Source organism: Cystobacter fuscus DSM 2262 (genome assembly GCF_000335475.2).
In the GTDB taxonomy this organism is placed as follows: Bacteria; Myxococcota; Myxococcia; order Myxococcales; family Myxococcaceae; genus Cystobacter; species Cystobacter fuscus.
In genome coordinates this window covers 158,647-181,467 of the sequence record NZ_ANAH02000018.1, presented here as the reverse complement: position 1 = coordinate 181,467, position 22,821 = coordinate 158,647, and the positions used below count along the sequence as shown (strand labels likewise).

The window sequence follows — 22,821 nt, the reverse complement described above, 5'->3', positions numbered from 1 at the left end:
CTTGCGCCTTCGCTGCTGCCTCAGGCGCGGGGCTCGCCTCTTGCGGCTTCGGCTCTACCCCCGCTTGGGGAGCACGGAAGGAGCACCGTCCCCTCTAGCGCCGGTGGCGGCGGAGAGCACTTCGCGGCGCGAGTGTCCATCCTCCAGGCGAGAGGAAGTGAGCATGTGGGCCGTACCGCGCACGGCCCGGGGAGGACGCGATGCCTGAGCCGACGGCCGGGGCACCGGACCAGGGTGGATTGCTGGACAGCCCACTGCCCCTGCGGCGCAGGCGGGGGTGGTGGTTGCCCGGAGCCGTCCTGTTGATAGCCCTCGTCGTCTTCGTGCTCGCGCGCCACGCAGAGGAGAAGCAGTTCCTCCACCTGTTGCGCCAGGCGCGGCCGGGGTGGTTGCTGATGGCGGTGCTGCTCCAGCTCGCGACCTACCTGTGCGACGGCGTCCTGTGGCAGCGCGTGCTGGCGCGAGCGAGCGTGCGGGCCTCGGTGTGGGGGCTGGCGCGGCTGTCGTTGATGAAGCTCACCTTCGATCAGGTCATCCCCACGGCGGGCATCGGCGGCTCGATGATGGTGGCGCGGGGACTGCGCAAGGAGGGCGCCTCCTCGGGGGCGGCGGTGGCGGCCATCCTCCTGACGCTCCTGTGCTTCTATGTGGCCCAGGCGCTCTCCGTGGGGTGGAGCCTCGTCTACCTCTGGATGCACCAGGAGCTGGACGCGCTGGTGAAGTGGATGGCCACGGCCTTCTCCGTGGTGGCCATCGCCGTGCCCGTGGGCATCCTGCTGCTCGCGGGCCGTGGGAGCTGGCGGCCGGGGAGGTGGTCGCGGCGCCTGCCCGGGCTGGCGAACCTGCTGCGGACCATGTCCGAGGTGCCTCCGGCCTTGCTCCGGGACGGGCGGCTGCTCGCCGAGGGCTCCGTGCTCCAGGTGGCCATCTTCGTGCTGGATGCCGCCACGCTGGGCGTGCTGGTGCTGGCGCTGGGGGAGGCCGCCTCGCTCGGCACCCTGTTCGCGAGCTTCATGATGGCGTCCGTGGCGCAGACGGTGTCCTTCATTCCCGGAGGGGTGGGCACCTTCGAGGCGGCCTCGGTGGCGATGCTCTCCTTCCTCGGCTTGCCGGTGGAGGCCGCGCTGACGGCCACGCTGCTGTTCCGGGGCTTCACCCTCTGGCTGCCGCTGCTGCCCGGCTTCTATCTGTTGCACTGGAGCATGCGCCGTGGCGAGCCCTTGGGCGGGATTCCATCGCACTGAGCTGGGAGGCGGGATGTGAAGCATCGCAGCAGCGCGCCGAAGCTGAATGAGCCGCCCGCGTGGTGTGAGACGCCGGAGGCGTTGCTGTCGCGGCTGGCGTCCTCCGCCTCCGAGGGCCTGTCGCGGGCCGAGGCGGAGGAGCGGCTCGAGCGTGTCGGGCCGAACACCACGGAGCAGCGCGGCCGGCGCCCGGCGTGGGTGGAGTTCCTCGGGCGCTTCGCCAATCCGCTCGTGCTGGTGCTGCTGGTGGCCAGCGGGGTGTCCTTGCTCACGCATGACCTGACGAGCTCCGCCATCATCGCCGGCATCGTGCTGATGAGCGTGACGCTGGACTTCGTCCAGGAGCACCGGGCGGGCAACGCGGCGGAGGCGCTGCGCAGCTCCGTGGCGTTGAGGGCCCTGGTGGTGCGCGGCGGCACCAGGCAGGAGGTGCCCGCGCGCGAGCTCGTCCCCGGCGACGTGGTGCTGCTGGCGGCGGGCAGCCTGGTGCCAGCGGACGCGCGGCTGCTCGAGGCGCGCGACCTGTTCGTCAACCAGGCGCTGCTCACCGGCGAGCCCTACCCGGTGGAGAAGCAGCCGGGCGAGTGCCCTCCGGAGACGGAGCCCTCCGAGGCGCGCAACGCCGTCTTCATGGGCACCACCGTCATCAGCGGCACGGCGCGGGTGCTCGTCTTCGCCACGGGGACGCGCACCTCGATGGGGGGCATCGTCCGCTCCCTCGCCGCGCCGGTGCCCTCCACGACCTTCGAGCGGGACACGCGCCACTTCGGCCTGATGCTGATGCGGCTGACGGTGCTGCTGGTGCTCTTCGTGCTGCTGGTGGCCGTCCACGCGCACCGGCCGCTGCTGGAGTCCTTCCTCTTCGCGGTGGCGCTGGCGGTGGGGCTGACGCCCGAGCTGCTGCCCATGGTCATCTCGGTGACGCTCTCGCGCGGGGCGATGCGGATGGCGGCGCGGCAGGTCATCGTCAAGCGGCTGAGCGCGGTGCACGACCTGGGCAGCATGGACGTGCTGTGCACGGACAAGACGGGCACCCTCACCGAGGCTCGCATCCGCCTGGAGCGGCACGAGGACGCCTCGGGCCAGGAGAGCGCGCGGGTGCTCCAGTGGGCGTGGCTCAACAGCCACTTCGAGTCCGGGGTGCGCAGCCCCATGGACGAGGCCATCCTCGCGCACGAGGAGGTGCACGCCGACGGCTGGCTCAAGATGGACGAGGTGCCCTTCGACTTCGAGCGGCGGCGGGTGTCCGTGCTGCTGGAGGGCGAGGGCCGCCGGGTGCTGGTGGTGAAGGGCGCGCCGGAGGACGTGCTGGCCTGCTGCACCCGGTACGAGGAGGACGGTGTGCAGCGCGAGCTGGACGCCGAGGCGCGGGGGCGGGTGAGGGCGCGCTTCGAGGCGCTGAGCGAGGAGGGCTTCCGGGTGCTGGCGGTGGCCTGGCGCGAGGAGCCGCCGGACATGCGGGTGGCGCACCTGGGGGACGAGGCGGCGCTGGTGTTCGCGGGCTTCGCCGCCTTCCTGGACCCGCCCAAGCAGAGCACGCGGCCGGCGCTGGAGGCGCTCATCCGCGCGGGCGTGAAGGTGAAGGTGGTGACGGGCGACAACGAGCGGGTGGCGCTCCACGTCTGCCGCGAGCTCGGGCTGGAGGTGGAGGGGGTGCTCACCGGCACGGAGGTGGGACTCCTGGACGACCACTCGCTCCAGGTCCGCGCCGAGCGCACCACGCTCTTCGCCCGCGTCTCCCCGGGGCAGAAGAGCCGCGTCATCTTCGCGCTGCGCCGGCGTGGGCACGTGGTGGGCTACCTGGGGGATGGCATCAACGACGCTCCCTCGCTGCACGCCTCGGACGTGGGCATCTCCGTGGAAGGCGCGGTGGACGTGGCGCGCGAGGCGGCGGACCTGCTGCTGCTGCGCCAGGATCTGGCCGTGCTGCACGAGGGGGTGCTCGAGGGCCGGCGCAGCTTCGGCAACGTGATGAAGTACATCCGCATGGGGACCAGCTCCAACTTCGGCAACATGCTGAGCATGGCCGGGGCGTCGGTGCTGCTGGCGTTCCTGCCCATGCGCCCCATTCAAATCCTGCTCAACAACCTGCTCTACGACGTGTCGGAGCTGGCCATTCCCCTGGACGAGGTGGACCCGGAGCAGCTCGAGCGTCCCACCCGGTGGGACTTGCACTTCGTGCGGCTCTTCATGACGGTGTTCGGCACGCTCAGCTCGCTGTTCGACGCGGCCACCTTCGGCGTGCTGCTGCTCTTCTTCCACGCGGGCGAGGCGCTCTTCCAGACGGGCTGGTTCATGGAGTCGCTCACCACGCAGGTGCTCGTCATCTTCATCATCCGCACCCGCCGCAACCCGCTGCGCAGCCGGCCCTCGCGCTGGCTGGTGGCCAGCTCGCTCGGGGCGGTGGGGGTGGCCAACGTGTTGCCCTTCACGCCCCTGGGGGCCTGGTTCGGCTTCGTGACTCCACCGCCAGCGCTGCTCGGAGCGCTGGCGGTCCTGGTCACGAGCTACCTGTTGTCGGCCGGGCTCCTCGTGCGCTGGTTCTTCCGCCGCTACGGCTGAGGGCCGGCCCCGGGTCGGGGAGCCTACTTCGTGTGCTTCTCGATGGAGATGGCCTTGTTCTGCATCTTCTCGAGGTCGAAGGAGGCACGGACCTCGGCGCCCGGCGAGAGCTCCTTCTTCAGGTTGGACTCGATGTTCTCGCCCTTCTTGAACGACTTGCCATCGATCTGCGTCTGGTGGTCCACCTTCAGCGAGACGATGGGGCTGGGCTCCTCATTCAGCCGCTTCCGCACAGAGCCAGCCCGGCGATCAGTCCCAAGGTCTTCACGTTCATGGTCTTCCCTCTCCTGTATCGGGACGGGCTTCGTTCCGCCCGGAAACGTGGGTCCACGGCGCGATGCGTGCTCGACGGCCTCACGGCTCTCCGAGGGGGAGGAACTGGCGCTCAGGCCCGGCGCGCTTCTCCGGCGCTCGGGCCGGGCGGTGACCGCCCTGTCCGCCCCGGACCTCGGGGAGGGGCGACTCCTGCCCTGGAGGGAGGGGCCGGTGCGCAGTAAGGATAGGCTCGCACCTGCGGCGGCAACTCCGGCACGGGATGACGAACCCGAGGGGAATCAAGGCGATAGCGGTCACGGCGCGTCCTGCTTGGGGTTTTCCATTGCCCTGCCCACGGGTTCGAATCCCGTCGGGTAAACGTGGGGTACCGGGCACTCCGGCGCTCCCGCCCACCGCGAGACCCCAAGGGCCGTGAAGAATCCGGGCACGCCCCTCGACTCCGGAGCCGTCCATGATCGAATCACCCGCTCGCCGCGCGCGACTCGTCTTCGTGTTCCTTCTCTGTCTGTCCTTCGCGGCCCAGGCGGCGGAAGTGACGTCTCCGGAGTCCTTCCTCGCCACGCACAACATGGAAGCGGCGCGGATGAATCAAACGGCCATGACGGTCCTGCTCGGCTGGGCCGCGCTCAACATCGCCACCGGCACGGCCGGACACTTCGTCACCAAGGATGAGACGCGGGCCTTCTGGCAGGCCAACGCGGCCTGGAACGTGGTGAACCTGGCCATCGCGGGCTTGAGTCTCCACGGGCAGGCCACGGCCTCTCCGGGGTCCTGGGACCTGGCGCGCAGCCTCTCCGAGGGACAGAAGATGGAGAAGCTCCTGCTGCTCAACGCCGGGCTGGACGTGGGCTACATCGCCTTCGGGGGCCTGCTGCTGGAGCGGGGGTATCGCACGGACTCGGCGCGGCTGCGGGGCTGGGGCAAGAGCCTGCTGCTGCAAGGCGGATTCCTGCTGCTCTTCGACACCGTGCTGTGGGTGCTCAACTCGAGCATCAACTCGAGGCTCACCGCCCGGCTGGCGCCCGCCCCCAGCGGTGTGGGCCTCGTCTTGACATGGCCATAGGGCTCAACGCCCACTCAGGGGCTGCTACTTCTTCGCGCCCTCGGGCTTGTGCGCCTGTATCCGCTCACCCGTGGCGAAGAACACGCCGCCAGCCAGGTGGTGGATGGGGCGGTACTCCTCTCCGGCGCTGAAGTCCCATCCCCCCTCCTTCCACACCGAGTCCTCGACCCATGCCGCGACGACCTCGACGATGAACAGGTCGTACTTGCGCTGGACATCCGACTCGGGCAGCACGCGGCATTCCAGCCACCCCACGCAGCCCTCCACGAGCGGCGCTTGCACGCGCGAGGCGGGAGCGGCCCTCAGCCCCGACGACGCCCACTTGTCCTCGTCGCGCCCGGAGTCCGAGCCCACGGCGTACACCGCGTCCAGCTGTGCGCGAGTGGGGACGCACAGGGTGAGCTCACCCGAGTCCTCCACCAGCTCGCGCGTAAAGGTGCCCTCGGCGATGACGACGGCGACCTTGGGCGGCTCGAAGTCGATGGGCATGGTCCAGGCGGCGGCCATGACGTTGGTGCGGCCATTCGCGGCGCTCGTGACGAGCGTGGTGGGTCCGTGATTGAGCAGCTTGTAGGCGCGGCGGAGCTCGAGTGGGACTCTCATGGTCCGAGCACTCTATCCGCGATAACGGCTCCTCGCGCACGCCCCGTCCAAGCGGCCCCCCTGTGATGGCGCCCTGCACGGCCTGGCCGCGCACGCGGAACTCCTCGTGCTGCCCGCGGGCAGGGACGTCTTCCAGGCGGGAAGTGCCAGTGACGAGCTGTACCTGCTGGAGGCCGGCGTGGTCCATGTCCTGGCCCAGGGAGGGAAGATCATGGACGAGCTGGGCAGCGGCGCCGTGTTCGGGGAGCTGGCCCTGCTCACCCGCGAGCGCCGCTCGGCGACCGTCCACACGGCGACGGCCTCGACGCTCATCCGCATTCCCCGCTCGGCGCTCCTGCCACTGCTCGAGGAGAATGATCGCCTGCGCGAGCGGATGTGGAAGACGCTCGCCGAGCGGCGCTTCGATGACCATGCTCCGCGCTGGGGGTCCCAGTGGCCACTCACTCCGTGCCCGTGGCGTCCTCCCCTCGGGCTCTCGTCCTGGTCCCGTCTGGAATAATGGAGCACGCTCCCACCCATGCGCTGGTTCCACGACCTGAGTATCTCCTCGAAACTCCTTGTCGCCTTCCTCGTCTTGCTGGGGTTTTCCACCTTCCAGGGCCTCTTCGCCATCGCGCGGATGGATGCCATGCGCGGTGCGTCCGATGAGGTGTCCTTGGAACGGCTGCCGAGCATCATGCTTCTCGCTGACGTCACCGATCGCGCGACGAGCTTCCGCCGTGTGGAACTCTTGCACTGCCTCACTCGGGATGAAGCGATCCAACGCGATTACGAGCGGCGGATGCGTGACGACCTCGAGAAGCTCGAGCAAAGCCTCGCACGGCTCGAGTCGCACAGCGCCTCCGAGGGGGAGCGTCGCGCGCTCGAGGAGTTCAGGATCCTCTGGAAGGACTACGTGGTCGAGCACGACAAGAGCATCGAGCTCTCGAGGGCGAAGAAGTTCTCCGATGCGCTGGAACTCATCACCAATGACTCGCACCACAGCTTCTACGCCGTGAACACCCAGCTACGGACGCTGAGGGACATCAACTACAAGGCCAGCCAGAAGGCGGTGGGAAACTCGAACGCCACCCACGAGGACGCACGCAAGTGGATCCTCGGGGTCCTGGGGGGCAGCCTCGCCGTGTGCCTGCTGTTCTGCTTCTTCGTCGCCCGGGCGATCTCCAAGCCCCTGAGACAGGCGGTGAGGGTGGCGGATCGCCTCGCCGAGGGGGACTTCACCGTGCGCATCTCCTCGGACGCGCGGGACGAGACAGGCCGGCTGCTGATTGCCCTGGAGCGAATGGTGCGCAAGCTGGCCCAGGTCATCCGCGAGGTACACGAGGGAGCCAACGCGTTGGCCTCGGCGTCGGCACAGGTGTCGCTCTCCTCGCATAACCTGGCGCAGGGCACCAGCGAGCAGGCCAGCAGCGTGGAGGAGACCACCTCCAGCCTGGAGCAGATGACGGCCAGCATCACGCAGAACCGCGATCACGGCCGGAGGATGGAGCAGATGGCCGTGCAGGGCGCGCGGGACGCGGAGGCGAGCGGCAAGGTGGTGAAGGAGACGGTGGAGGTCATGGGCTCCATCGCGGAGAAGATCTCCATCATCGAGGAGATCGCCTACCAGACGAACCTGCTGGCGCTCAACGCGGCCATCGAGGCGGCGAGGGCGGGAGTGCACGGCAAGGGCTTCGCGGTGGTGGCCACGGAGGTGCGCAGGCTGGCCGAGCGCAGCCGGACGGCGGCGCGGGAGATTTCGGGGCTGGCCTCCGGCAGTGAGGAGGTGGCGGCGCGCTCGGGGCGGTTGCTGGAGGGGCTCGTGCCCTCCATCCGGAAGACGGCGGACCTGGTGCAGGAGGTGGTGGCGGCGTCGGTGGAGCAGGCCGACGGGGTGACGCAGCTCAACAAGGCGATGGGGCTCGTGGACCAGGTGACGCAGCGCAATGCGTCGGCCTCCGAGGAACTGGCGTCCACGGCGGAGGAGCTGTCGGCGCAGGCGGAGGCGCTGCAGCGGCTGGTGTCCTTCTTCCGCGTGGGGGATGACTCCGAGCGCGGTGGTTCTCATCCCAGCGACCTCTCTCCCGCGGGCTTCGCGGAGCACAGGCGGAAGGTGGCGGCGTGAGCGAGGGCCTCCGGGAGGCCTGCCCGCGCCGCGTCCGCGCGAGGGTGTCCGCTGCTTCGAACTCCTCGCGAAAGAGTCCCGGGAATGTCACGGCAACGTCACGCGGGCCCCGTATAGAGTGGGGACACGCGCTACCCCCGTTCAGGCGGAGTGCCAGGGCCGGGGGGGTGCCCAGGAGCGCTCGATGGATCCACTGGATTGGAATGGGCAGCAATTCCTCACCCTGTATGGACCGTTCCTCCTTCTCTCCTTCGTGGGGGCGGTGTTCTGGAAGAAATGGCTCAACCAGCCGGGAGACGCCCCCACCGCGGTCCAGCTGGACATGGACCCCTACCAGGTGGCCGCGCTGGAGGGAGAGGCCACGACGGTGATGACGGCCGTGGTGGCGCTCGTGCACGGCGGTGCCCTGCGCTTGGAGGAAGAGGCCTTCAGCGTCGTCACCGCTCCGCCCACGGGGGCTTCGGGGATCGAGCGCGCCGTACATGCCGCGGTGGCCGCCGGCTATAACTCGCTCGAGGCACTGCGCGAGGCGGCGCGGACGGAGTTCTCCCGGCTCGAGGAGTCCCTGCGCACGCGGGGCTTCCTGCGCACACCCGAGCAGGACACCGGGTACACCCAATATCCCCTGTGGTTCTTCGGCGCGGTGCTCAGCATCGGAGCGATGAAGGCGATGATGGGCATGCTTCGCCAGAAGCCCGTGGAGCTGCTCGTGCTGCTGCTCCTGCTGGGAGCGTGCGGGCTGCTCTTCCTGGGCAGGGACCACCGGCTCACCGGCCGCGGGCAGAAGGCGCTGGCGATGCTTCGCGAGATGCATGAGCCCCTGCGGCTCACCGCCTCTTCCGAGGGCAGTGCCGAGACGATGCGCCCGCGCGACGTGGCCCTGGCCATGGGTCTCTTCGGCATGGGCGCGCTCTCCTTCCTCGACGTGCATCCCCTGCGTGACTACCTGCTGCCCCCCGCCGCGTCGGGAGGTGGCGGGGGGTCCGGAGGGGATGGCGGGAGCAGTTGTGGCGGTTCGAGCAGTTGCGGCGGTGGCTGCGGAGGCTGCGGCGGTGGCGGGGATTGAAGCGGCTCGAGGGCTCGGGTGAGCTGGCACGGGCTCGTGCTATAGGCGAGGACGTCCTGTGAAGGAGGCACTCCTGAAAAAGCGATTCGCGGCAGTGATCATCACCCTGACCGCCACGGCAGCCGTCGCCGCCACCGCCACCGTGAGTTTCAAGGGGAATGGGATATTGAGCTGGTACAATGATGCTGGCTATGGAGCTTGCGGCACCCAGATCAATGCCGCCACGGAAATGCTCGCCGCCGTACCCCGTAACTACTGGACAGCCGCCAACAGCAACAAGGATCCTCTCTGCAAACAGTTGGTCCTTGTCACGTATAAAGGGAAGTCCATCAAGGTGCCCGTGAAGGACAAGTGCCCGGGGTGCCCCCCAAACAAGCTCGAACTCAGCAAGGCGGCATTCCAACAACTCGACAATCTGGATGTCGGAATAATCAAAGACGCGAGCTGGTCTATTGTCTCTCCGTGATGTGCCATCCGTGGAGAGGGCCCCCGGCGGCCGTCAACGCCTCCCAGCACCCGCGGCATGCTGAGAGGCATTGATTCCGGTCGGCGAAGTCACCCGGCACAATGGGCGCCTCGGACAACTTCGCCGACGTCGGCTCCGCCCCCACGCGAGGGCGCCTCCAGGGCGCCGGGGGCCTGGGACGATCCCTACGGCCCGAGAAGGACGCGGAAGATCTTCTCGTTGCTGTTGTCGGGGATGCTGTCCTTGTCGCCCTGGTTGGTGGTGGTCAGCCACAGGTTGCCGTCGGGGGTCGGCTCGACGGTGCGCAGCCGGCCGTAGGTGCCGACGAAGAACTGCTGCACGTTGGTCAGGCTGGAGCCGCTGATGACCTCACGGTAGAGGCGTGAGCCGCGGGCGCAGGCCACGTAGAGGACGTCGCGGACCACCGCGATGCCGGAGCAGGAGCCTTCCGCCGTGGAGTAGGTCCGCTTCGGGGCGATGTACCCGGCCGTCGCGCAGCCCGAGCCGCCCTGGGACACCGTCCCTTCACAGTTCGGCCAGCCGTAGTTGCCGCCCTTCTGGATGAGGTTGGTCTCGTCCATCACGGAGTTGCCGAACTCCTGTTCCCAAAGACGGCCCTGAGAATCGAAGGCCAGCCCCTGCGGGTTGCGGTGGCCGTAGCTCCACACGTAATTGCCGAAGGGGTTGTCGGACGGGACGCTGCCGTCGGCATTGAGCCGCAACACCTTGCCGGCCAGGTTGTTGGTGTCCTGCGCGTAGGCGCCGTTCTGGGCATCCCCGGTCGCCGCGTAGAGCTTCCCGTCCGGTCCAAAGCGCAGGCGTCCGCCGTTGTGGAACTTGTTGCGGCCGATGCCCTGGAGCAGCACCTGGAGCGAGGAGGTGTCGAGGGCGCCGTTCTCGTACCGCAAGCGCACGATGCGGTTGTCGGTCGGGGAGGTGTGCATCACGTACAGCCAGCGGTCGCTGGCGAAGGTGGGGGAGAGGGCCAGCCCCATCAGCCCGCCCTCGCCGTCGGTGCTCTGCACGTTGGGGATGGTTCCCACCGACGTCTTCTGGCCCGTCGCCGGGTCCAGGCGAACGATGTTCTGCGCGTCCCGGCGGCCGTAGAGCACCGAGCCGTCCGGCAGGTTCACCAGTCCCCACGGGATATCCGTGTCGGTGGCGACCTGGATGACGGAGCAGACGGGGTTCGTGCAAGCCTGGCCGGTGGTGACCGTCACGGCCGGACTCTGGGCCGACGCATTGTCCTGGGCGTCGCGGGCGAGCACGGCGTAGGCGTAGGCCGTGTTCGGGGAGAGGCCGCTGTCGACGAAAGACGTCCCGGGCGGAGAGCCGGACACCGTTCCGATCTTCACGCCCCCTCGGAACACGTCGTACGCGCTCACGCCCAGGTTGTCGGTCGACGCGCTCCAGCTCACGGTTACGCTGGTGCCCAAGGCGGTGGCGGTGACGCCGGTCGGGATGCTGGGGGGCTGGGTGTCCACCTGGCACGGCGGCGGGGTGATGGAGAGCGTGGCGCTGCCTTGAGAGACGTTGCCCGCCGCATCCCGCGCGTTCACGTACAGGCCCCAGGTCGCGCCGGGGACCACGGTCAGAACGGTCGACACCGTGGCGGCGGAGACGCTCTTCATGAGCTGGCCGTCGTGGTAGACGTCGTAGAAGGCGACCCCCTCGTTGTCCGTGGACGGGGACCACGAGAGCGTGGCCGAGTTGCACGTCACGTTGGACAGGGTGAGCCCGGTGGGCACGGTGGGGGGCTGGGCATCGGGCGGCAGCGACCACTGCTGGTTCGTCTGGGCGTTGCAAGTCCAGAGGACCACCGGCGAGCTGTTGGTGGTGGCCTGGTCGGACACGTCGAGACACAGCGAGGACGGCGTATGGATGACCGCGCCGTTGGCGTTGCGGACCCACCGCTGGTTGGCCGCCCCGGTGCAGGCGCCGATGACCGCCCGTGCCCCGGCGCCAGCGGTCGCGGGCTGGACACACCAGGCGCCGTCGAACACGCGCAGCTCGCCCTCGGGTGTGAACAGGAACCGCTGGTTCGCCTCCCCGTGGCAGTCATAGATGTTGAGCCCTTGCCCCGGCGTCTGGCTGTTCTGGGCCACGTCGAGGCAGCGGCCGGACTGCACGCCGATGAGCCGGGTGCCCGCGACGAGCGCGGCGGTTTGCATTTGGGGTTCGGGGTCGTTCTCCGGCTTCACCCCACAGGCAACGACGGAGGCGAAGACGAAGGTCAGTCCGGTACGGCGAACGACGAGGGGCAGGTGACGAAGGTACATTGAGATGAGACGCTCCTTTGCGGACGCCTCCTTCCCGGTCTTCGGGGTTGAATTCAAGTGATCTTTGTGGGTCCGCATCACCTGGTGTTGAACCCCAAGCAGCAGGTGCCCACAGACCCACGGCCCCGCACACAGACCGGGTGGCACCCGTTCGCGGCCCTCCTCGGGTAGATTGCCGCGCTGGACCTCAAGTGGCCCCTAGCGCCACCGGCGCTGGAAAGAGCGACAGGGAGAACCCAACGATGGTCACGTCCATGCCCGGTTATCGGGTGACGGAGCAACTCCACGACGGGCAAGGCTCCGCCGTCTACCGGGGGGTACGGAATTCGGACGGACTGGCGGTGGTGCTCAAGGAGCTCAAGCCCGCCTATCCATCTCCGGAGAAGATTGCCTGGTTCAAGCGCGAATACGACGTGCTTCGCGCGCTGGATACCACGGGAGTGGTGAAGGCCCACGAACTGGGGTCCAGCCAGTACCGCTGGGTGATGGTGCTGGAGGACTTCGGAGGTCAGTCGCTCGACCGCATCCTGCGGCGGCACCGGTTGTCGCTGGAGGAAGTGCTCACGCTGGCGATCAAACTCGTGAACGCGCTGGGTCAGGTTCACCAGCGAGGCTTGATCCACAAAAGCATCAACCCCGGCAACATCGTCTGGAACCCGGAGCGCGACGAACTCAAGCTCATCGACTTCGGGATCGCGACGGAGCTTCCCCAGCAGAGCACTCCGCCGAGAACTCCAGACGTCATCGAGGGCGTGCTCTCGTACATTTCGCCCGAGCAGACCGGGCGGATGAATCGGACCATCGACTTCCGCTCGGACTTCTACTCGCTCGGCGTGACGCTCTACGAGCTGCTCACCGGCCAGCTGCCCTTCCAGGCCACGGAGCCCCTGGAGCTCGTCTACTGCCACATCGCCCGGCAACCCACGCCGCCCCATCAACTCGACCCGGCCATCCCCAAGCCCGTCTCGAAGCTGGTCATGAAGCTGATGGCCAAGACGGCCGAGTCCCGCTACCAGAACGCCCATGGCATCAAGGCCGACCTGCAAGAGTGCCTGAACCAGCTTCGGGCGCGTGGGACCGTGGAGGATTTCCTCCTCGGGCGGCATGACACACTCGAGCGGTTCCAGCTTCCGCAGAAGCTCTATGGACGCGAGAAGGAGCTGGAGCGGCTGCTCGCCAGCTTCGACCGGGTAGCGGCGGCCCAGGGGAGCGCCGAGCTGATGCTGGTGACGGGCCACCCTGGAATCGGCAAATCGATGCTGGTGCGGGAGCTCTACAAGCCGCTCACCGCTCGGCGGGGTTACTTCATCTCGGGAAAGTTCGAGCAGTTCCAGCGGAGCACGCCGTACTCCGCCGTGGCGAGCGCCTTCCGGTCGCTGGTGAAACAACTGCTCGTCGAGAGCGAGTCCCAGGTCAATCAGTGGCGGGAACAGTTGCTGAGCGCCCTCGGCCCCAATGGGCGCGTCCTCATCGAGGTCATCCCCGAGGTGGAGCTCATCATCGGCGAGCAGCCTGCCGTCGCGCAGCTCGGACCGACCGAGGCGCAGAACCGCTTCAACCTGGTCTTCCAGAGCGCCATGCGGGTATTCGCCCAACCTCAACACCCGCTCGCCCTCTTCATCGACGATCTCCAATGGGCGGACTCCGCCAGCTTGAAACTCATCGAGCTGGTGATGCGTGACGATGAGCTCCGCCACTTCTTCCTCATCGGCGCGTACCGGGACAACGAGGTGGGCCCTGCCCATCCGCTGACGATGCTCCTCGATTCGCTCCGCGAGGGCGGTGCCGTTCTCGAGGAGCTGCATCTCGGTCCGTTGAGCCTGGACCAAACCACGGAGCTGATCGCCAACGCAGTGGGACAGACTTCCGAGGCGCTCGGCCCGCTGGCGGAGCTCGTCCACCGCAAGACCGAAGGCATTCCCCTGTTTGTCAACGAGCTTCTCAAGCGGGTGCATCAGGATGGACTGCTCACCTTCGACGCACAGGAGGGACGCTGGCGCTGGGACATCGCCCGCATCGAGGAGAAAGGCATTACCGACAACGTCGTGGAGCTGATGGTCGGAAACCTGAAGCGGCTGTCGATGCAGACGCAACAAGCCCTGAAGCTCGCGGCGTGTCTTGGACACACCTTCGATCTGCGCACGCTGGCCACCATCGTGGAGCAATCGCTCGCGGAGACGGCGGCGCGGCTCACACCGGCCCTCCAGGCGGGGTTCCTTCTCACGGCATCGGAGCCGGAGGTGAGGACCGAGGAGAAGGGGGGCGAGGACTCGCTGCTGGTCCACGACTACAAGTTCATGCACGATCGAGTGCAGCAGGCGGCATATGCGCTCATCGGCGAGAATGAGCGCCAGGCCGCCCATCTGCGGATCAGCCGGTTGATGCTCGCGAACGCGACGGAGCAGGAGCGTAGCGAGCGGGTCTTCGAGCTCGTGCGTCAGTCGAACCTCGGGCGCGCGTTGATGACGGATGAAGCGGAACGGCTCGCGCTGGTGCGGATGAACATGGAGGCCGCGAAGAGGGCCCGGTCCTCAATGGCCTACGCCGCGGCGCGGGAGTACCTCTCCGTGGCGATGGAGCCGCTCACCGAACGGAGCTGGGAGGAGCACTACGAGGAGACCATTCACCTGCACCGGGAGCTCGGCGAACTCGAGCGGTTGAATGGCAATCATGATAGATCCGAACCGCTCCTCCGGCGAGCGTTGGAACGCGCACGGACGCCAATCGAGAAGGCCCACATCCACCAGATGCTGGTGATCCAGTTCGCGATGTTGGCCAGGCACCAAGAGGCCCTCAAGGAAGCCCGGAATGGTCTCGCGCTCCTGGGCATCGGACTCCCAGAGGGCGACGCGACGGCGGCCATGCAGGCGGAGTTCGCCGAGGTCCAGAAGAACCTGGGGGGCCGTGACCCCTCCTCGCTGTTACAGCTGCCTCCAATGTCTGATCCCCACGCCAGCAGCATGACGAGGCTCCTGGGAACCGCTCTGGCCACCGCGTACCTTCTGGATCAGACGCTGTATACGCTGCTCCTCCTCAAGTCGATGAACCTACAGCTCCGGTACGGACCGCACACAGAGTCCTTGGACGTATTCGCCAGCTATGGGTTCATTCTCGATGTCATGACGGGCCAGTACCGCTCCGGCTACCAGTTCGGATTGCTGGGGCTGAAGCTGAGCGAGCGACTCAACAATCCCGCGAGCAAGTGCAGGGTGAGCTTCCTCATCGCAAACAACCTGGCCCCCTGGGTGGAGCATCTCCGAACCGCTTATGCCTTGCACGACGTCAGTTACCGGGCAGGGCTCGAATCGGGTGAGTTGAGGTACGCGGGGTTCTCCCTCATCTCCAGAATACTCTACCAACTCCAGGAGGGCAGACTGCTCTCCCAGGTGCGAGCAGACCAGCAACAGTTCCTTCTGTTCAATGAGAAGATCAAGAACCAGTTCAGTGTGGACTCCCTGCTGGGAACAAAGCTCATCGTCGCCAACCTGAGCGGGATGACGGCTGGGCGACTGGACTTCAGCATGGAAGGCCTGACCGAGGAAGAGTTCCTCATTCAATGTCAGGCGAACAAAAGCGCTCCGGCCAGCTGCTTCTTCTACGTCTTCAAGACGATGGTTCTTTGTCACTACGGCGAGACATCCGCCGCCCTCGAAGCGTCGAGGAACGCGGAGAGGCTCATCCGCGCCATCGCCAACAACGCAGCGGTGGCCCAACACATCTTCTACACCTCACTCAGCCTCGCCGCGGACTACATGAAGCAGTCCGAGGACGAGCGTCAGAAGTCCTGGGCACGGCTCGAGGCCCATCAGAAACAAATGAAGCAGTGGGCGGAGAGCTGTCCCGCGAACTTCGCACACATGCACGCCCTGGTGGCCGCGGAGCAGGCCCATCTCTCCGGAAAGGACGCCGAGGCGGTGGGACTGTACGAACAGGCCATCGCGCTGGCCAACAAGCACGGCTTCCCCCACCAGGAAGCACTGGCGAATGAGCTGGCCGCGCGGTTCTTCCGGAAACGGGGCCAGGAGCAGCGCGCTCGCGAACTCCTGGACGCCGCCTATTACGGCTACCGGTTGTGGGGAGCCGTACACAAGGTGAAAGACCTGGCCGCGAAGTACCCGCATCTGCGCGAGGACACGGAGGAGGCCAGACCCAGCGCGGCTCCTTCCGGCAACACGAGACCCGGGGCTTCCGGTGCGCTCGATCTCATCAGCCTCGTCAAGGCGTGTCAGGCAATCTCCAGTGAGATCGTGCTCGACAAGCTCCTTTCCAAGCTGATGGGCATTGTCATCGAGAACGCCGGAGCAGAGCGTGGCATCCTCCTCCTCGCGAGGGATGAACGGCTGACGGTTCACGTGGATGCGGGCCAGGATGCGCGGAATGCTTCCGAGGCCCAGGCGCTCCCCATGGCGGCCGACAGTTACCCGTCCATCGCGCAAGGCCTCATCAACTACGTCGCTCGGACGAAGGAGAGCGTCATCCTCAACGACGCCCTCCACGAGGGAGACTTCACGCGAGACCCGTACGTCACCCGCAGCGAACCCCGCTCCATCCTGGGCACTCCCCTCATCACCCAGGGGCAACTGGTGGGCATCCTGTACCTGGAGAACAACCTCACCACCGGCGCGTTCACCCAGGAGCGGCTTGAGTTCCTGCGCCTGCTGTCTCACCAGATCGCCATCTCCATCCAGAACGCGCTGCTCTACGACGACATGGAGAAGAAGGTGGAGAAACGGACCGAGGAGCTGCGGGCCAGGAACACGGACCTGCAGTCCGCGCTCCAGCACCTCCGGAAGACGCAGCTCCAGCTCGTCCAGGCAGAGAAGATGGCCTCGCTGGGGCAACTGGCCGCCGGCATCGCGCACGAAATCAAGAACCCACTCAACTTCATCAACAACTTCGCCGAGCTCAACGTCGAGCTCATCCGGGAGCTGTTCGATGAACTGAAGAACAACCCCTCGTTCTCCCCGCGCGACATCGAGAGCATGCTCGCGGATGTGCTGACCAATGGAGAGAGGATCCTCGAGCACGGAAAACGAGCCGACGACATCATCCGCAGCATGATGCAGCACGCGAGCGGGGCCTCCGGCGAGCGCCAGGTGACCGGCGTCAACGCGTTGGTGGACGAGTACGTCAAGCTGGCGCAACATGGCCTGAAGGGGCTGGAGGAACAAGGCGGGGTGTTACTTGAGCGGGCCTACGACGGGGCGGCCGGCGAGGCCGAGTTGGTGCCGCAGGACATCGGGCGTGTCCTCGTCAACCTGCTCAACAACGCCTTCTATGCCATTCGAGAGCGGCAACTCTCCGTGCCCCGGGGACAGTACGTCCCCAGGGTCACCGTCCGCACACGCAGGCAGGGCCAGAACGTGGAGATCCTGGTCGAGGACAACGGCGTGGGTCTCCCGGCCGCGTTGAAGAGCAGGGTCTTCGAGCCCTTCTTCACGACGAAGCCCCCCGGTGTCGGAACGGGGCTGGGCCTGTCCTTGAGCTACGAAATCGTGGTGCAGGGGCACCGTGGGATGCTCAGTGTCGATGGGCAGGAGGGCCAGGGGGCGACCTTCATCATCTCCCTGCCGTCGACCATCGAATGAGCAGACGCGGCAGCCGCGGACCTTGAAAGTGTCCTCGAGGCTGTTCCTGGTCAGCCGTGCACGGTGCGACTGTCCGCGGGTACTCCCGCCTGGTCCGTCAAGCCGTAATCCCTGACGACATGGGCCACGCGCAGACGGTAGTCGCGGAACACGCCTCCCCGGCCCTCGCCCTGGGCTTCCCGGTGGGCTTCCTGGCGCCGCCATTCGGCCACCGCCGCCTCGTCGCGCCAGTAGGACAGTGACAGCAACTTGCCTGGATCGCCGAGGCTCTGGAAGCGCTCGATGGAGATGAATCCGTCGATGCCCGACAGCAGGGGCCGCAAGGCCGCGGCGAGATCGAGATACCGCTGGCGGTGGTCCTCGTGGGCCCAGACCTCGAAGATGACGGCAATCATTGTAGACCTCCCAGGATGCGAGCATTGGTGGATGCGCGCCAGGTGATGGACTTCGACAGCGGGGTGAGTTCCAGGCCACTCGCGAGCACGCGCTCCACCGCCGCGGACACCATCGTCACCGCGAGTTCCTGGCCCGGACAGACATGGGCGCCCAGGCCGAAGGTGAAGGTCTGGCGGCCGGGGCGGCATGGGAGGAACGCATCGGGCTGGGGATTCACCCGGGGATCGCGGTTCGCGGCGGCGAGCACGACGACCACCGTCGCCCCCGCTTCCAGCTCCTGATTCGCAACGGTCGCGCGCGCGTGAACGAAGCGTCGGGTGTTCTGGATGGGGGACTCGTGGCGCGCCGCCTCCCGGACCACATCGTCGATGGAGCACTCGCCCCGATCGAGTTGTTCCCTCAGCGCGGGCTCCCGGGAGAAGGCGAGCAACGCGGCCCCCAGGAGGCCGGCGGTCGCCTCATACGACTGGGTGAGAAGTCCCACCGCGTTGGGAACCAGTGCATCCAGTGGACCGCCCTCCTCCCTCATCCGCGCGGAGAAGGCACCGAGCAGGCATGGTGCACGGGGCATCCCCTGGAGACAGGCCGTCACGCGCTCGACGAGCCGTGCGGCGCCCAGGACGCCCTCGGTGCGCGCCTCCGGCCAGGCCACCGAACGGACGTATGCATCCACCTCCCGCACGCTCTCCTCCAAGGAGTCCTCCGGGAACCCCAGCAGGGAGCCGAGCACGAACACGGGAAGCTGGAGCGCCTTCTCCGGCAGGAGGGACAGCCGGGGCTCGGAGAAGAGCCGGGCCGACCAACGGCGGCTTTCCGCTTCCACGCTCCGCATCACCGTCGGAAGCGCGGCGGCCAGAGCTTGTTTCACGACGGCGGAGGGCGCTCCATCGTTCATCCGCACGAGTCGCCCGAAGAGCGCGCCAGCGGGAGAGCCGAGCAGGTGTGGCGGGACGGGCTCCGCCTGGGGGCGAACCCGGCAGGCCTCGCTCGTGAGCACGGCGCGCACCGTGGCGGCATCCGCCGCGATCCAGGGCGCGAAGCCCGCGATGCGTTGCAGACCGCCTCGAGCACACAAGCTCGCGTAGTACGGGTAGGGGTCGGGGTGCGTGACGGCCTGATACGGGTCTGTGGGGGGAGTCATCGGTCCTCGCCCGGGAGACACTGCCCTTCTTGACCCTTCCGCGTGCTAGAAAATGGTTCGTCATGGAACGAACGATGAACGCGGGGCCGGACCTCGCCGAGCTGGCGGGTGCCGTCGGAGATGCCACGCGGATCCGGATGTTGGAATTGCTCATGGAAGGCCGGTCGCTCGTCGCCAAGGAATTGGCCTTCGGCACGGGCGTGAGCCCCGCGACGGCGACGGTGCACCTCCGCCGGCTGGAGCAGGCCCGGTTGATCCGCTCGACCCGACAGGGGCGCAACAAGGTGTTCCGGCTCGCCACGCCCACCGTGGCGCGCATGGTGGAAGCGCTGATGACAGTGGCGGTCCGGGCGCCTCGCGCGTCGGCGACGCCGGAGAATCTCCGGGCCGCGCGCTACTGCTATGACCATCTCGCGGGGCGGCTCGGGATGGGCATCACCGATGCGCTCCTGAGAGGCGGGCACCTCTCCCTCCGGCGGCGAGCCTTCGCGCTGACACCGAGCGGTGAGGAGTGGTTCGAGGCCTTTGGAATCGAAGTGGCCCCCTTGCGCGAACAGCGGCGCCAGTTCGCCCACCGCTGCCTCGACTGGAGCGAGCGGCGGGATCACCTCGCCGGTGCACTGGGGGCGGCGCTCGCCTCACGTGTGTTCGCGCTGGGCTGGGTCGAGCGTCAACCCGACTCGCGCGGACTCATCGTCACGCCAGTGGGCCAGCGGGGACTGCGTCGTCACTTCGGCGCGCCATGAGTGGAGATGTCACGACAGGAATTGCACCGCCAGGAGCCCGAGGGAGCCCACGAAGTAGAGCAGCGCGCAGGTGATCTCCACGAACCGCCGGACCCCTCGCGCGCGACGTGGAGACAACCACGTCCCCCCAAGTGCCAACACTTCCGCGGGTACGCGCAGGAGCGCGGCATACACGACGAGTGCCGCTCCGAAATACACCCAGTAGGTGAAGAGGCTTTGCAGGTAGGGCGCGAGTCCATACATGCGGTACTGCGCGAACGGTCCGCCGTAGGTGATGTATTGATTGGCCCGGAACATGATGCCGCCGGGGATGAGGGGAAACAGGAGGAACTTGAACGCGAGCAGGCGTGCCCCCGGACGCATCACCGTCGCCCGGGCATGAGCGAAGGCGGTGAGCGGATGCCGCGCCTCCTCGCGCGCCTGGGCCTGCTCCTGGCCGAGCGCCTCCAGTACGGGGAGCGGATCTTCCACCTGGACGCCGTATTGGAAGCTCCTCCCCGAGCGCATCCGCAGCCCGAGCCCCGCGACCGGCAGCGGCCACCGCCACCCGCGAACGGACTCCACCGAGGACACGGGAATCTCGAACCGGTCCCCGCGACGCTCCAGCACGAGCCGCTCGGGTTCCACCTGGAGGGTGGCGGCCGAGCGCCAGCGCAACAGGCGGAGGAGCCCATACAGGCCCAGTGCGAGCAACGCGAGCACACCAGCCCGAGACGGAGGCGCCGGGTTGGACTCGCCATCGAAGGTAAAGAAGAGGATGAGCACCGCGGCGGCGAGCACAGCGGCCGCGAGCAGGGCCTGGAGCACGGCGTCGGCGAACCGTTGCGGTGCCGTCCAGGCGCGAACGGGGAAGCCCGGGAGGGTGGCCTGACGCGGAGCGGCGGGCGCCGTGGCGGCATCGGCGAGCGGAGAGGACATGGGGACGGATTGCCCGGGAGGCGAGGGGTCCGTAGCATACGAGGCCCGAAGAACAGGGGCGAGAATGGCTTCGCGGCCTCCTACCTATGAGCGGCACGTCGATGGTGACGGCGTGACCCGCATCCAGAAGAAGAACACGTCCCAGGGCACCTGGCTCATCTGGCTGGCACTCGGCTTCACCGCCGGCTGCGCGGCCCTGTGCGCGTGGCTGCTGTGGCCCGAGGACCCCTCCCCCGCGCCCGAGCGGGTCGCGCCCACGCGCGTCACGGCGACCCGTCCACCACCGCCGCCACCGCGCACGGGCAACACGCCCGCTCCCCTCCCCCATGCCGAGGCCCCGCCCGTGCCGGAGCCCGTGACGCCACCGGACGAGCCCGCGGAACCCTCGGACGGCGTCCACCTGTACCGCCAGGGAACCAAGCCCCTCAAGCAGGGCCTCGTCGTGCCCGAGGGCTTCGAGCTCCCCCCCGGCTACGTGCGCCACTACCAGTCCACGGATGATGGGCAGCCGGTGAAGGCCATCCTCATGTTCCATCCGGACTACCACCCGACCGACTCGAACGGACAGCCGGTGGAGTTGCCCGCCAACCGCGTCGTCCCGATGGAGCTGGCGCCCCCGGGCATGCCCCTGGAAGTCCTGGAGCTTCCCGAGGGGCCCGAAGGAGTGGAGCCCCTGCCATGAGCGGGTGGACGGCACGCGCGGGGCGATGGGGGCCCGCGCTGCTCGGCATCCTGGCGAGTAGCGCCCTCCTCGCCTGGTTCGCGCGCCTGGAGCCACGGTGGGTGGCGCTCGGCTGGGTGGAGCTCGTCCCCTGGTTGTGGGTGTTGGATCGCACTCGCTCCGGGAAGGAGGCCGTCCTCGCGGGCACGGCGCTCGCCATGACCTTCACCGCGGCCATCTTCGGCTGGTTCCCCGAGGCGCTGCACGGCTACTCCCAGGCGCCCCTCGCGGTGTGCTGGCTCGCCGTGTTGCTGCTGGCGCCGCTCATGGAGTCGCAGTTCATCGTCTTCGCGCTCGTGCGCCACCACCTGCGGCGCACCACCTCGGAGCCCCTCGGCTTCTGGCGCATCACCCTCACGAGCGCCCTCGTGTACGTGGGCACCGAGTGGCTGTGCCCCAAGCTCTTCGCGGAGACGTTGGGCCACGGCTTCTACGCCTCCGAGTCCCTCCGGCAAGTGGCGGATCTCGCCGGAGCACACGGGCTCACCTTCCTGCTGCTCATCGGCAACGAGTGCGTGCTCGCCGCGGGCAAGGCGCTCGAGGCGCGGGAGGCCCCCCGGCGCGTGGCGGTGCCGCTGGCCGTGCTGGCGGTGCTCGTCCTGGCGGGGAGCGGGTATGGGCGGCTTCGCATCTGGCAGGTGGCGCGGGAGACGGCACGCGAGCCCGCCCTGGAGGTGGGCGTCGTCCAGGCGAACATCACCAAATACGACAAGCTCGCGGCGGAGACGGGCATGTACGAGGTGGTGCGGATGATCCTCGACACGCACTATCGGCTCTCGGACGAGCTGCTCCAGGGCCGGGGCGTGGATCTGCTCATCTGGCCCGAGACGGTGTACCCGACGACGTACGGCTCGCCCAAGAGCGAGGCGGGCGCCGAGTTCGACGCGGACCTGGCTGGGTACATCTCCGAGCGCCGGGTGCCCCTGCTCTTCGGCACCTACGAGCTCGAGCAGGAGCGCGAGTACAACGCCGCCATGTTCGTGGGACCGGGACGCGGGGCGGAGCTGACGCGCTCGGCCTACCGCAAGACGATGCTCTTTCCCCTCACCGAGTGGGTGCCCGAGTCACTCGACTCGCCGTGGCTGCGCGAGCGTCTGCCGTGGACGGGCTACTGGAAGCGGGGGCCGGGACCACGCGCGCTGGAGCTGACCCTGCGCGAGGGCCGGCGACTCACCATCGCGCCGCTCATCTGCTACGAGTCCATCTTCCCCGGCTACGTCGCCGAGGAGGCGCGGCGGGGCGCGGAGCTCATCGTGACGCTGTCCAACGACTCCTGGTTCCAGGGGACCCCCGGGCCCAAGCTGCACCTGATGCACGCGGCGTTTCGTAGCATCGAGACGCGGCTGCCGCAGGTGCGCGTCACCAACTCGGGCATCTCCGCCCTCATCAGCGCCACGGGCGAGGTGCTCACCGAGGTGCCCGATGACCACCGCGCGAGCCTCGCGCTGAGCGTGCCGCCCCCGCCGCGGCTGACCACCCTCCTGGTCGCCTGGGGGGATTGGCTGGGTCCCACGGCCCTGGTGCTCGGCGGGCTCCTGCTGCTCGGGCGAGCCCTTCCCTTCCGACGCCGGGCCCCTTGAGGCCCGCGTTTCCCACCCTGGACACTCCGCGCTCCGTCCCCCCGCCCGTCCGCCCGGAGGGGGTTGCC

General features: G+C 68.1%; 17 protein-coding genes. 11 read left to right on the top strand and 6 right to left on the bottom strand.

Going from position 1 to position 22,821, the window contains the following annotated elements; translation table 11 throughout:
* Nucleotides 1-200: 200 nt before the first annotated feature.
* Nucleotides 201-1,244 (top strand): lysylphosphatidylglycerol synthase transmembrane domain-containing protein, encoded by a 1,044-nt coding sequence (locus tag D187_RS29100; RefSeq protein ID WP_051256599.1) that lies wholly within the window; start codon nucleotides 201-203, stop codon nucleotides 1,242-1,244.
* Nucleotides 1,245-1,259: 15 nt separating this feature from the next.
* Nucleotides 1,260-3,806, top strand: a complete 2,547-nt coding sequence (gene mgtA / locus D187_RS29095) for a magnesium-translocating P-type ATPase (RefSeq protein ID WP_002623772.1) — start codon at nucleotides 1,260-1,262, stop codon at nucleotides 3,804-3,806.
* Nucleotides 3,807-3,829: 23 nt separating this feature from the next.
* Here the strand turns inward: mgtA and D187_RS29090 are convergent, their stop codons facing one another.
* Nucleotides 3,830-4,039 (bottom strand): hypothetical protein, encoded by a 210-nt coding sequence (locus tag D187_RS29090; protein WP_002623771.1) that lies wholly within the window; start codon nucleotides 4,037-4,039, stop codon nucleotides 3,830-3,832.
* 494 nt (nucleotides 4,040-4,533) lie between these two features.
* On the opposite strand from D187_RS29090, the gene D187_RS29085 reads away from it, so the two are divergent.
* Complete coding sequence (locus D187_RS29085; protein ID WP_002623769.1) at nucleotides 4,534-5,145, top strand: DUF6992 family protein; 612 nt, start codon at nucleotides 4,534-4,536, stop codon at nucleotides 5,143-5,145.
* 24 nt (nucleotides 5,146-5,169) lie between these two features.
* Here the strand turns inward: D187_RS29085 and D187_RS29080 are convergent, their stop codons facing one another.
* Nucleotides 5,170-5,748: a flavin reductase family protein gene (locus D187_RS29080; RefSeq protein WP_002623768.1), complete on the bottom strand. Its 579-nt coding sequence runs from the start codon at nucleotides 5,746-5,748 to the stop codon at nucleotides 5,170-5,172.
* A gap of 106 nt (nucleotides 5,749-5,854) precedes the next feature.
* On the opposite strand from D187_RS29080, the gene D187_RS29075 reads away from it, so the two are divergent.
* From D187_RS29075 to D187_RS52755, 4 genes are all read left to right on the top strand, one after another.
* A complete protein-coding gene (locus D187_RS29075) occupies nucleotides 5,855-6,247 on the top strand; it encodes a cyclic nucleotide-binding domain-containing protein (RefSeq protein WP_002623767.1) in 393 nt (130 codons plus the stop codon).
* An 18-nt stretch (nucleotides 6,248-6,265) separates the two neighbouring features.
* Nucleotides 6,266-7,852: a methyl-accepting chemotaxis protein gene (locus tag D187_RS29070; protein ID WP_002623766.1), complete on the top strand. Its 1,587-nt coding sequence runs from the start codon at nucleotides 6,266-6,268 to the stop codon at nucleotides 7,850-7,852.
* Between the two features lie 184 nt (nucleotides 7,853-8,036).
* Nucleotides 8,037-8,918, top strand: a complete 882-nt coding sequence (locus tag D187_RS29065) for a TIGR04222 domain-containing membrane protein (protein ID WP_002623765.1) — start codon at nucleotides 8,037-8,039, stop codon at nucleotides 8,916-8,918.
* A gap of 58 nt (nucleotides 8,919-8,976) precedes the next feature.
* Nucleotides 8,977-9,384 (top strand): cysteine/serine endopeptidase inhibitor, encoded by a 408-nt coding sequence (locus tag D187_RS52755; RefSeq protein ID WP_002623764.1) that lies wholly within the window; start codon nucleotides 8,977-8,979, stop codon nucleotides 9,382-9,384.
* Nucleotides 9,385-9,569: 185 nt separating this feature from the next.
* On the opposite strand, the gene D187_RS29060 is transcribed toward D187_RS52755, so the two are convergent.
* Entirely contained in the window at nucleotides 9,570-11,663 is a 2,094-nt protein-coding gene (locus D187_RS29060; protein ID WP_002623763.1) for a PQQ-dependent sugar dehydrogenase, read from the bottom strand.
* Nucleotides 11,664-11,905: 242 nt separating this feature from the next.
* Between D187_RS29060 and D187_RS29055 the strand changes: the two genes are divergently transcribed.
* Nucleotides 11,906-17,251: a trifunctional serine/threonine-protein kinase/ATP-binding protein/sensor histidine kinase gene (locus tag D187_RS29055; protein ID WP_002623761.1), complete on the top strand. Its 5,346-nt coding sequence runs from the start codon at nucleotides 11,906-11,908 to the stop codon at nucleotides 17,249-17,251.
* A 50-nt stretch (nucleotides 17,252-17,301) separates the two neighbouring features.
* Here the strand turns inward: D187_RS29055 and D187_RS29050 are convergent, their stop codons facing one another.
* Entirely contained in the window at nucleotides 17,302-17,646 is a 345-nt protein-coding gene (locus D187_RS29050; RefSeq protein WP_002623760.1) for an antibiotic biosynthesis monooxygenase family protein, read from the bottom strand.
* Nucleotides 17,643-18,788 carry a cytochrome P450 gene (locus D187_RS29045; RefSeq protein ID WP_002623759.1) on the bottom strand — a complete coding sequence of 382 codons (1,146 nt, stop codon included), beginning with the start codon at nucleotides 18,786-18,788 and terminating at the stop codon, nucleotides 17,643-17,645. Before D187_RS29045 ends, D187_RS29050 begins: the two co-directional genes overlap by 4 nt.
* A 62-nt stretch (nucleotides 18,789-18,850) precedes the next feature.
* On the opposite strand from D187_RS29045, the gene D187_RS29040 reads away from it, so the two are divergent.
* Nucleotides 18,851-19,534, top strand: a complete 684-nt coding sequence (locus D187_RS29040) for an ArsR/SmtB family transcription factor (RefSeq protein ID WP_043431822.1) — start codon at nucleotides 18,851-18,853, stop codon at nucleotides 19,532-19,534.
* A 9-nt stretch (nucleotides 19,535-19,543) separates the two neighbouring features.
* On the opposite strand, the gene D187_RS29035 is transcribed toward D187_RS29040, so the two are convergent.
* Nucleotides 19,544-20,452 (bottom strand): hypothetical protein, encoded by a 909-nt coding sequence (locus D187_RS29035; RefSeq protein WP_002623757.1) that lies wholly within the window; start codon nucleotides 20,450-20,452, stop codon nucleotides 19,544-19,546.
* Nucleotides 20,453-20,516: 64 nt separating this feature from the next.
* Between D187_RS29035 and D187_RS29030 the strand changes: the two genes are divergently transcribed.
* Together D187_RS29030 and lnt are read left to right on the top strand one after the other, a co-directional pair.
* Nucleotides 20,517-21,134, top strand: a complete 618-nt coding sequence (locus D187_RS29030) for a hypothetical protein (RefSeq protein WP_063725037.1) — start codon at nucleotides 20,517-20,519, stop codon at nucleotides 21,132-21,134.
* The gene (gene lnt, locus D187_RS29025) at nucleotides 21,131-22,753 is read left to right on the top strand and encodes an apolipoprotein N-acyltransferase (RefSeq protein ID WP_002623755.1); all 1,623 of its coding nucleotides are present in this window, start codon (nucleotides 21,131-21,133) and stop codon (nucleotides 22,751-22,753) included. The genes D187_RS29030 and lnt overlap by 4 nt, the downstream gene beginning before the upstream one ends.
* Nucleotides 22,754-22,821: the final 68 nt, after the last annotated feature.

Excerpts from the sequence above, each read along its gene's own strand:
- D187_RS29035 (WP_002623757.1), bottom strand. The coding sequence starts at position 20,452 with ATGTCCTCTCCGCTCGCCGATGCCGCCACGGCGCCCGCCGCTCCGCGT.
- D187_RS29050 (WP_002623760.1), bottom strand. The coding sequence starts at position 17,646 with ATGATTGCCGTCATCTTCGAGGTCTGGGCCCACGAGGACCACCGCCAG.
- D187_RS29070 (WP_002623766.1), top strand. The coding sequence starts at position 6,266 with ATGCGCTGGTTCCACGACCTGAGTATCTCCTCGAAACTCCTTGTCGCC.
- D187_RS29030 (WP_063725037.1), top strand. The coding sequence starts at position 20,517 with ATGGCTTCGCGGCCTCCTACCTATGAGCGGCACGTCGATGGTGACGGC.
- D187_RS29085 (WP_002623769.1), top strand. The coding sequence starts at position 4,534 with ATGATCGAATCACCCGCTCGCCGCGCGCGACTCGTCTTCGTGTTCCTT.
- D187_RS29060 (WP_002623763.1), bottom strand. The coding sequence starts at position 11,663 with ATGTACCTTCGTCACCTGCCCCTCGTCGTTCGCCGTACCGGACTGACC.
- D187_RS29080 (WP_002623768.1), bottom strand. The coding sequence starts at position 5,748 with ATGAGAGTCCCACTCGAGCTCCGCCGCGCCTACAAGCTGCTCAATCAC.
- lnt (WP_002623755.1), top strand. The coding sequence starts at position 21,131 with ATGAGCGGGTGGACGGCACGCGCGGGGCGATGGGGGCCCGCGCTGCTC.
- D187_RS29065 (WP_002623765.1), top strand. The coding sequence starts at position 8,037 with ATGGATCCACTGGATTGGAATGGGCAGCAATTCCTCACCCTGTATGGA.
- D187_RS29045 (WP_002623759.1), bottom strand. The coding sequence starts at position 18,788 with ATGACTCCCCCCACAGACCCGTATCAGGCCGTCACGCACCCCGACCCC.
- D187_RS29100 (WP_051256599.1), top strand. The coding sequence starts at position 201 with ATGCCTGAGCCGACGGCCGGGGCACCGGACCAGGGTGGATTGCTGGAC.
- D187_RS29055 (WP_002623761.1), top strand. The coding sequence starts at position 11,906 with ATGGTCACGTCCATGCCCGGTTATCGGGTGACGGAGCAACTCCACGAC.
- D187_RS29040 (WP_043431822.1), top strand. The coding sequence starts at position 18,851 with ATGGAACGAACGATGAACGCGGGGCCGGACCTCGCCGAGCTGGCGGGT.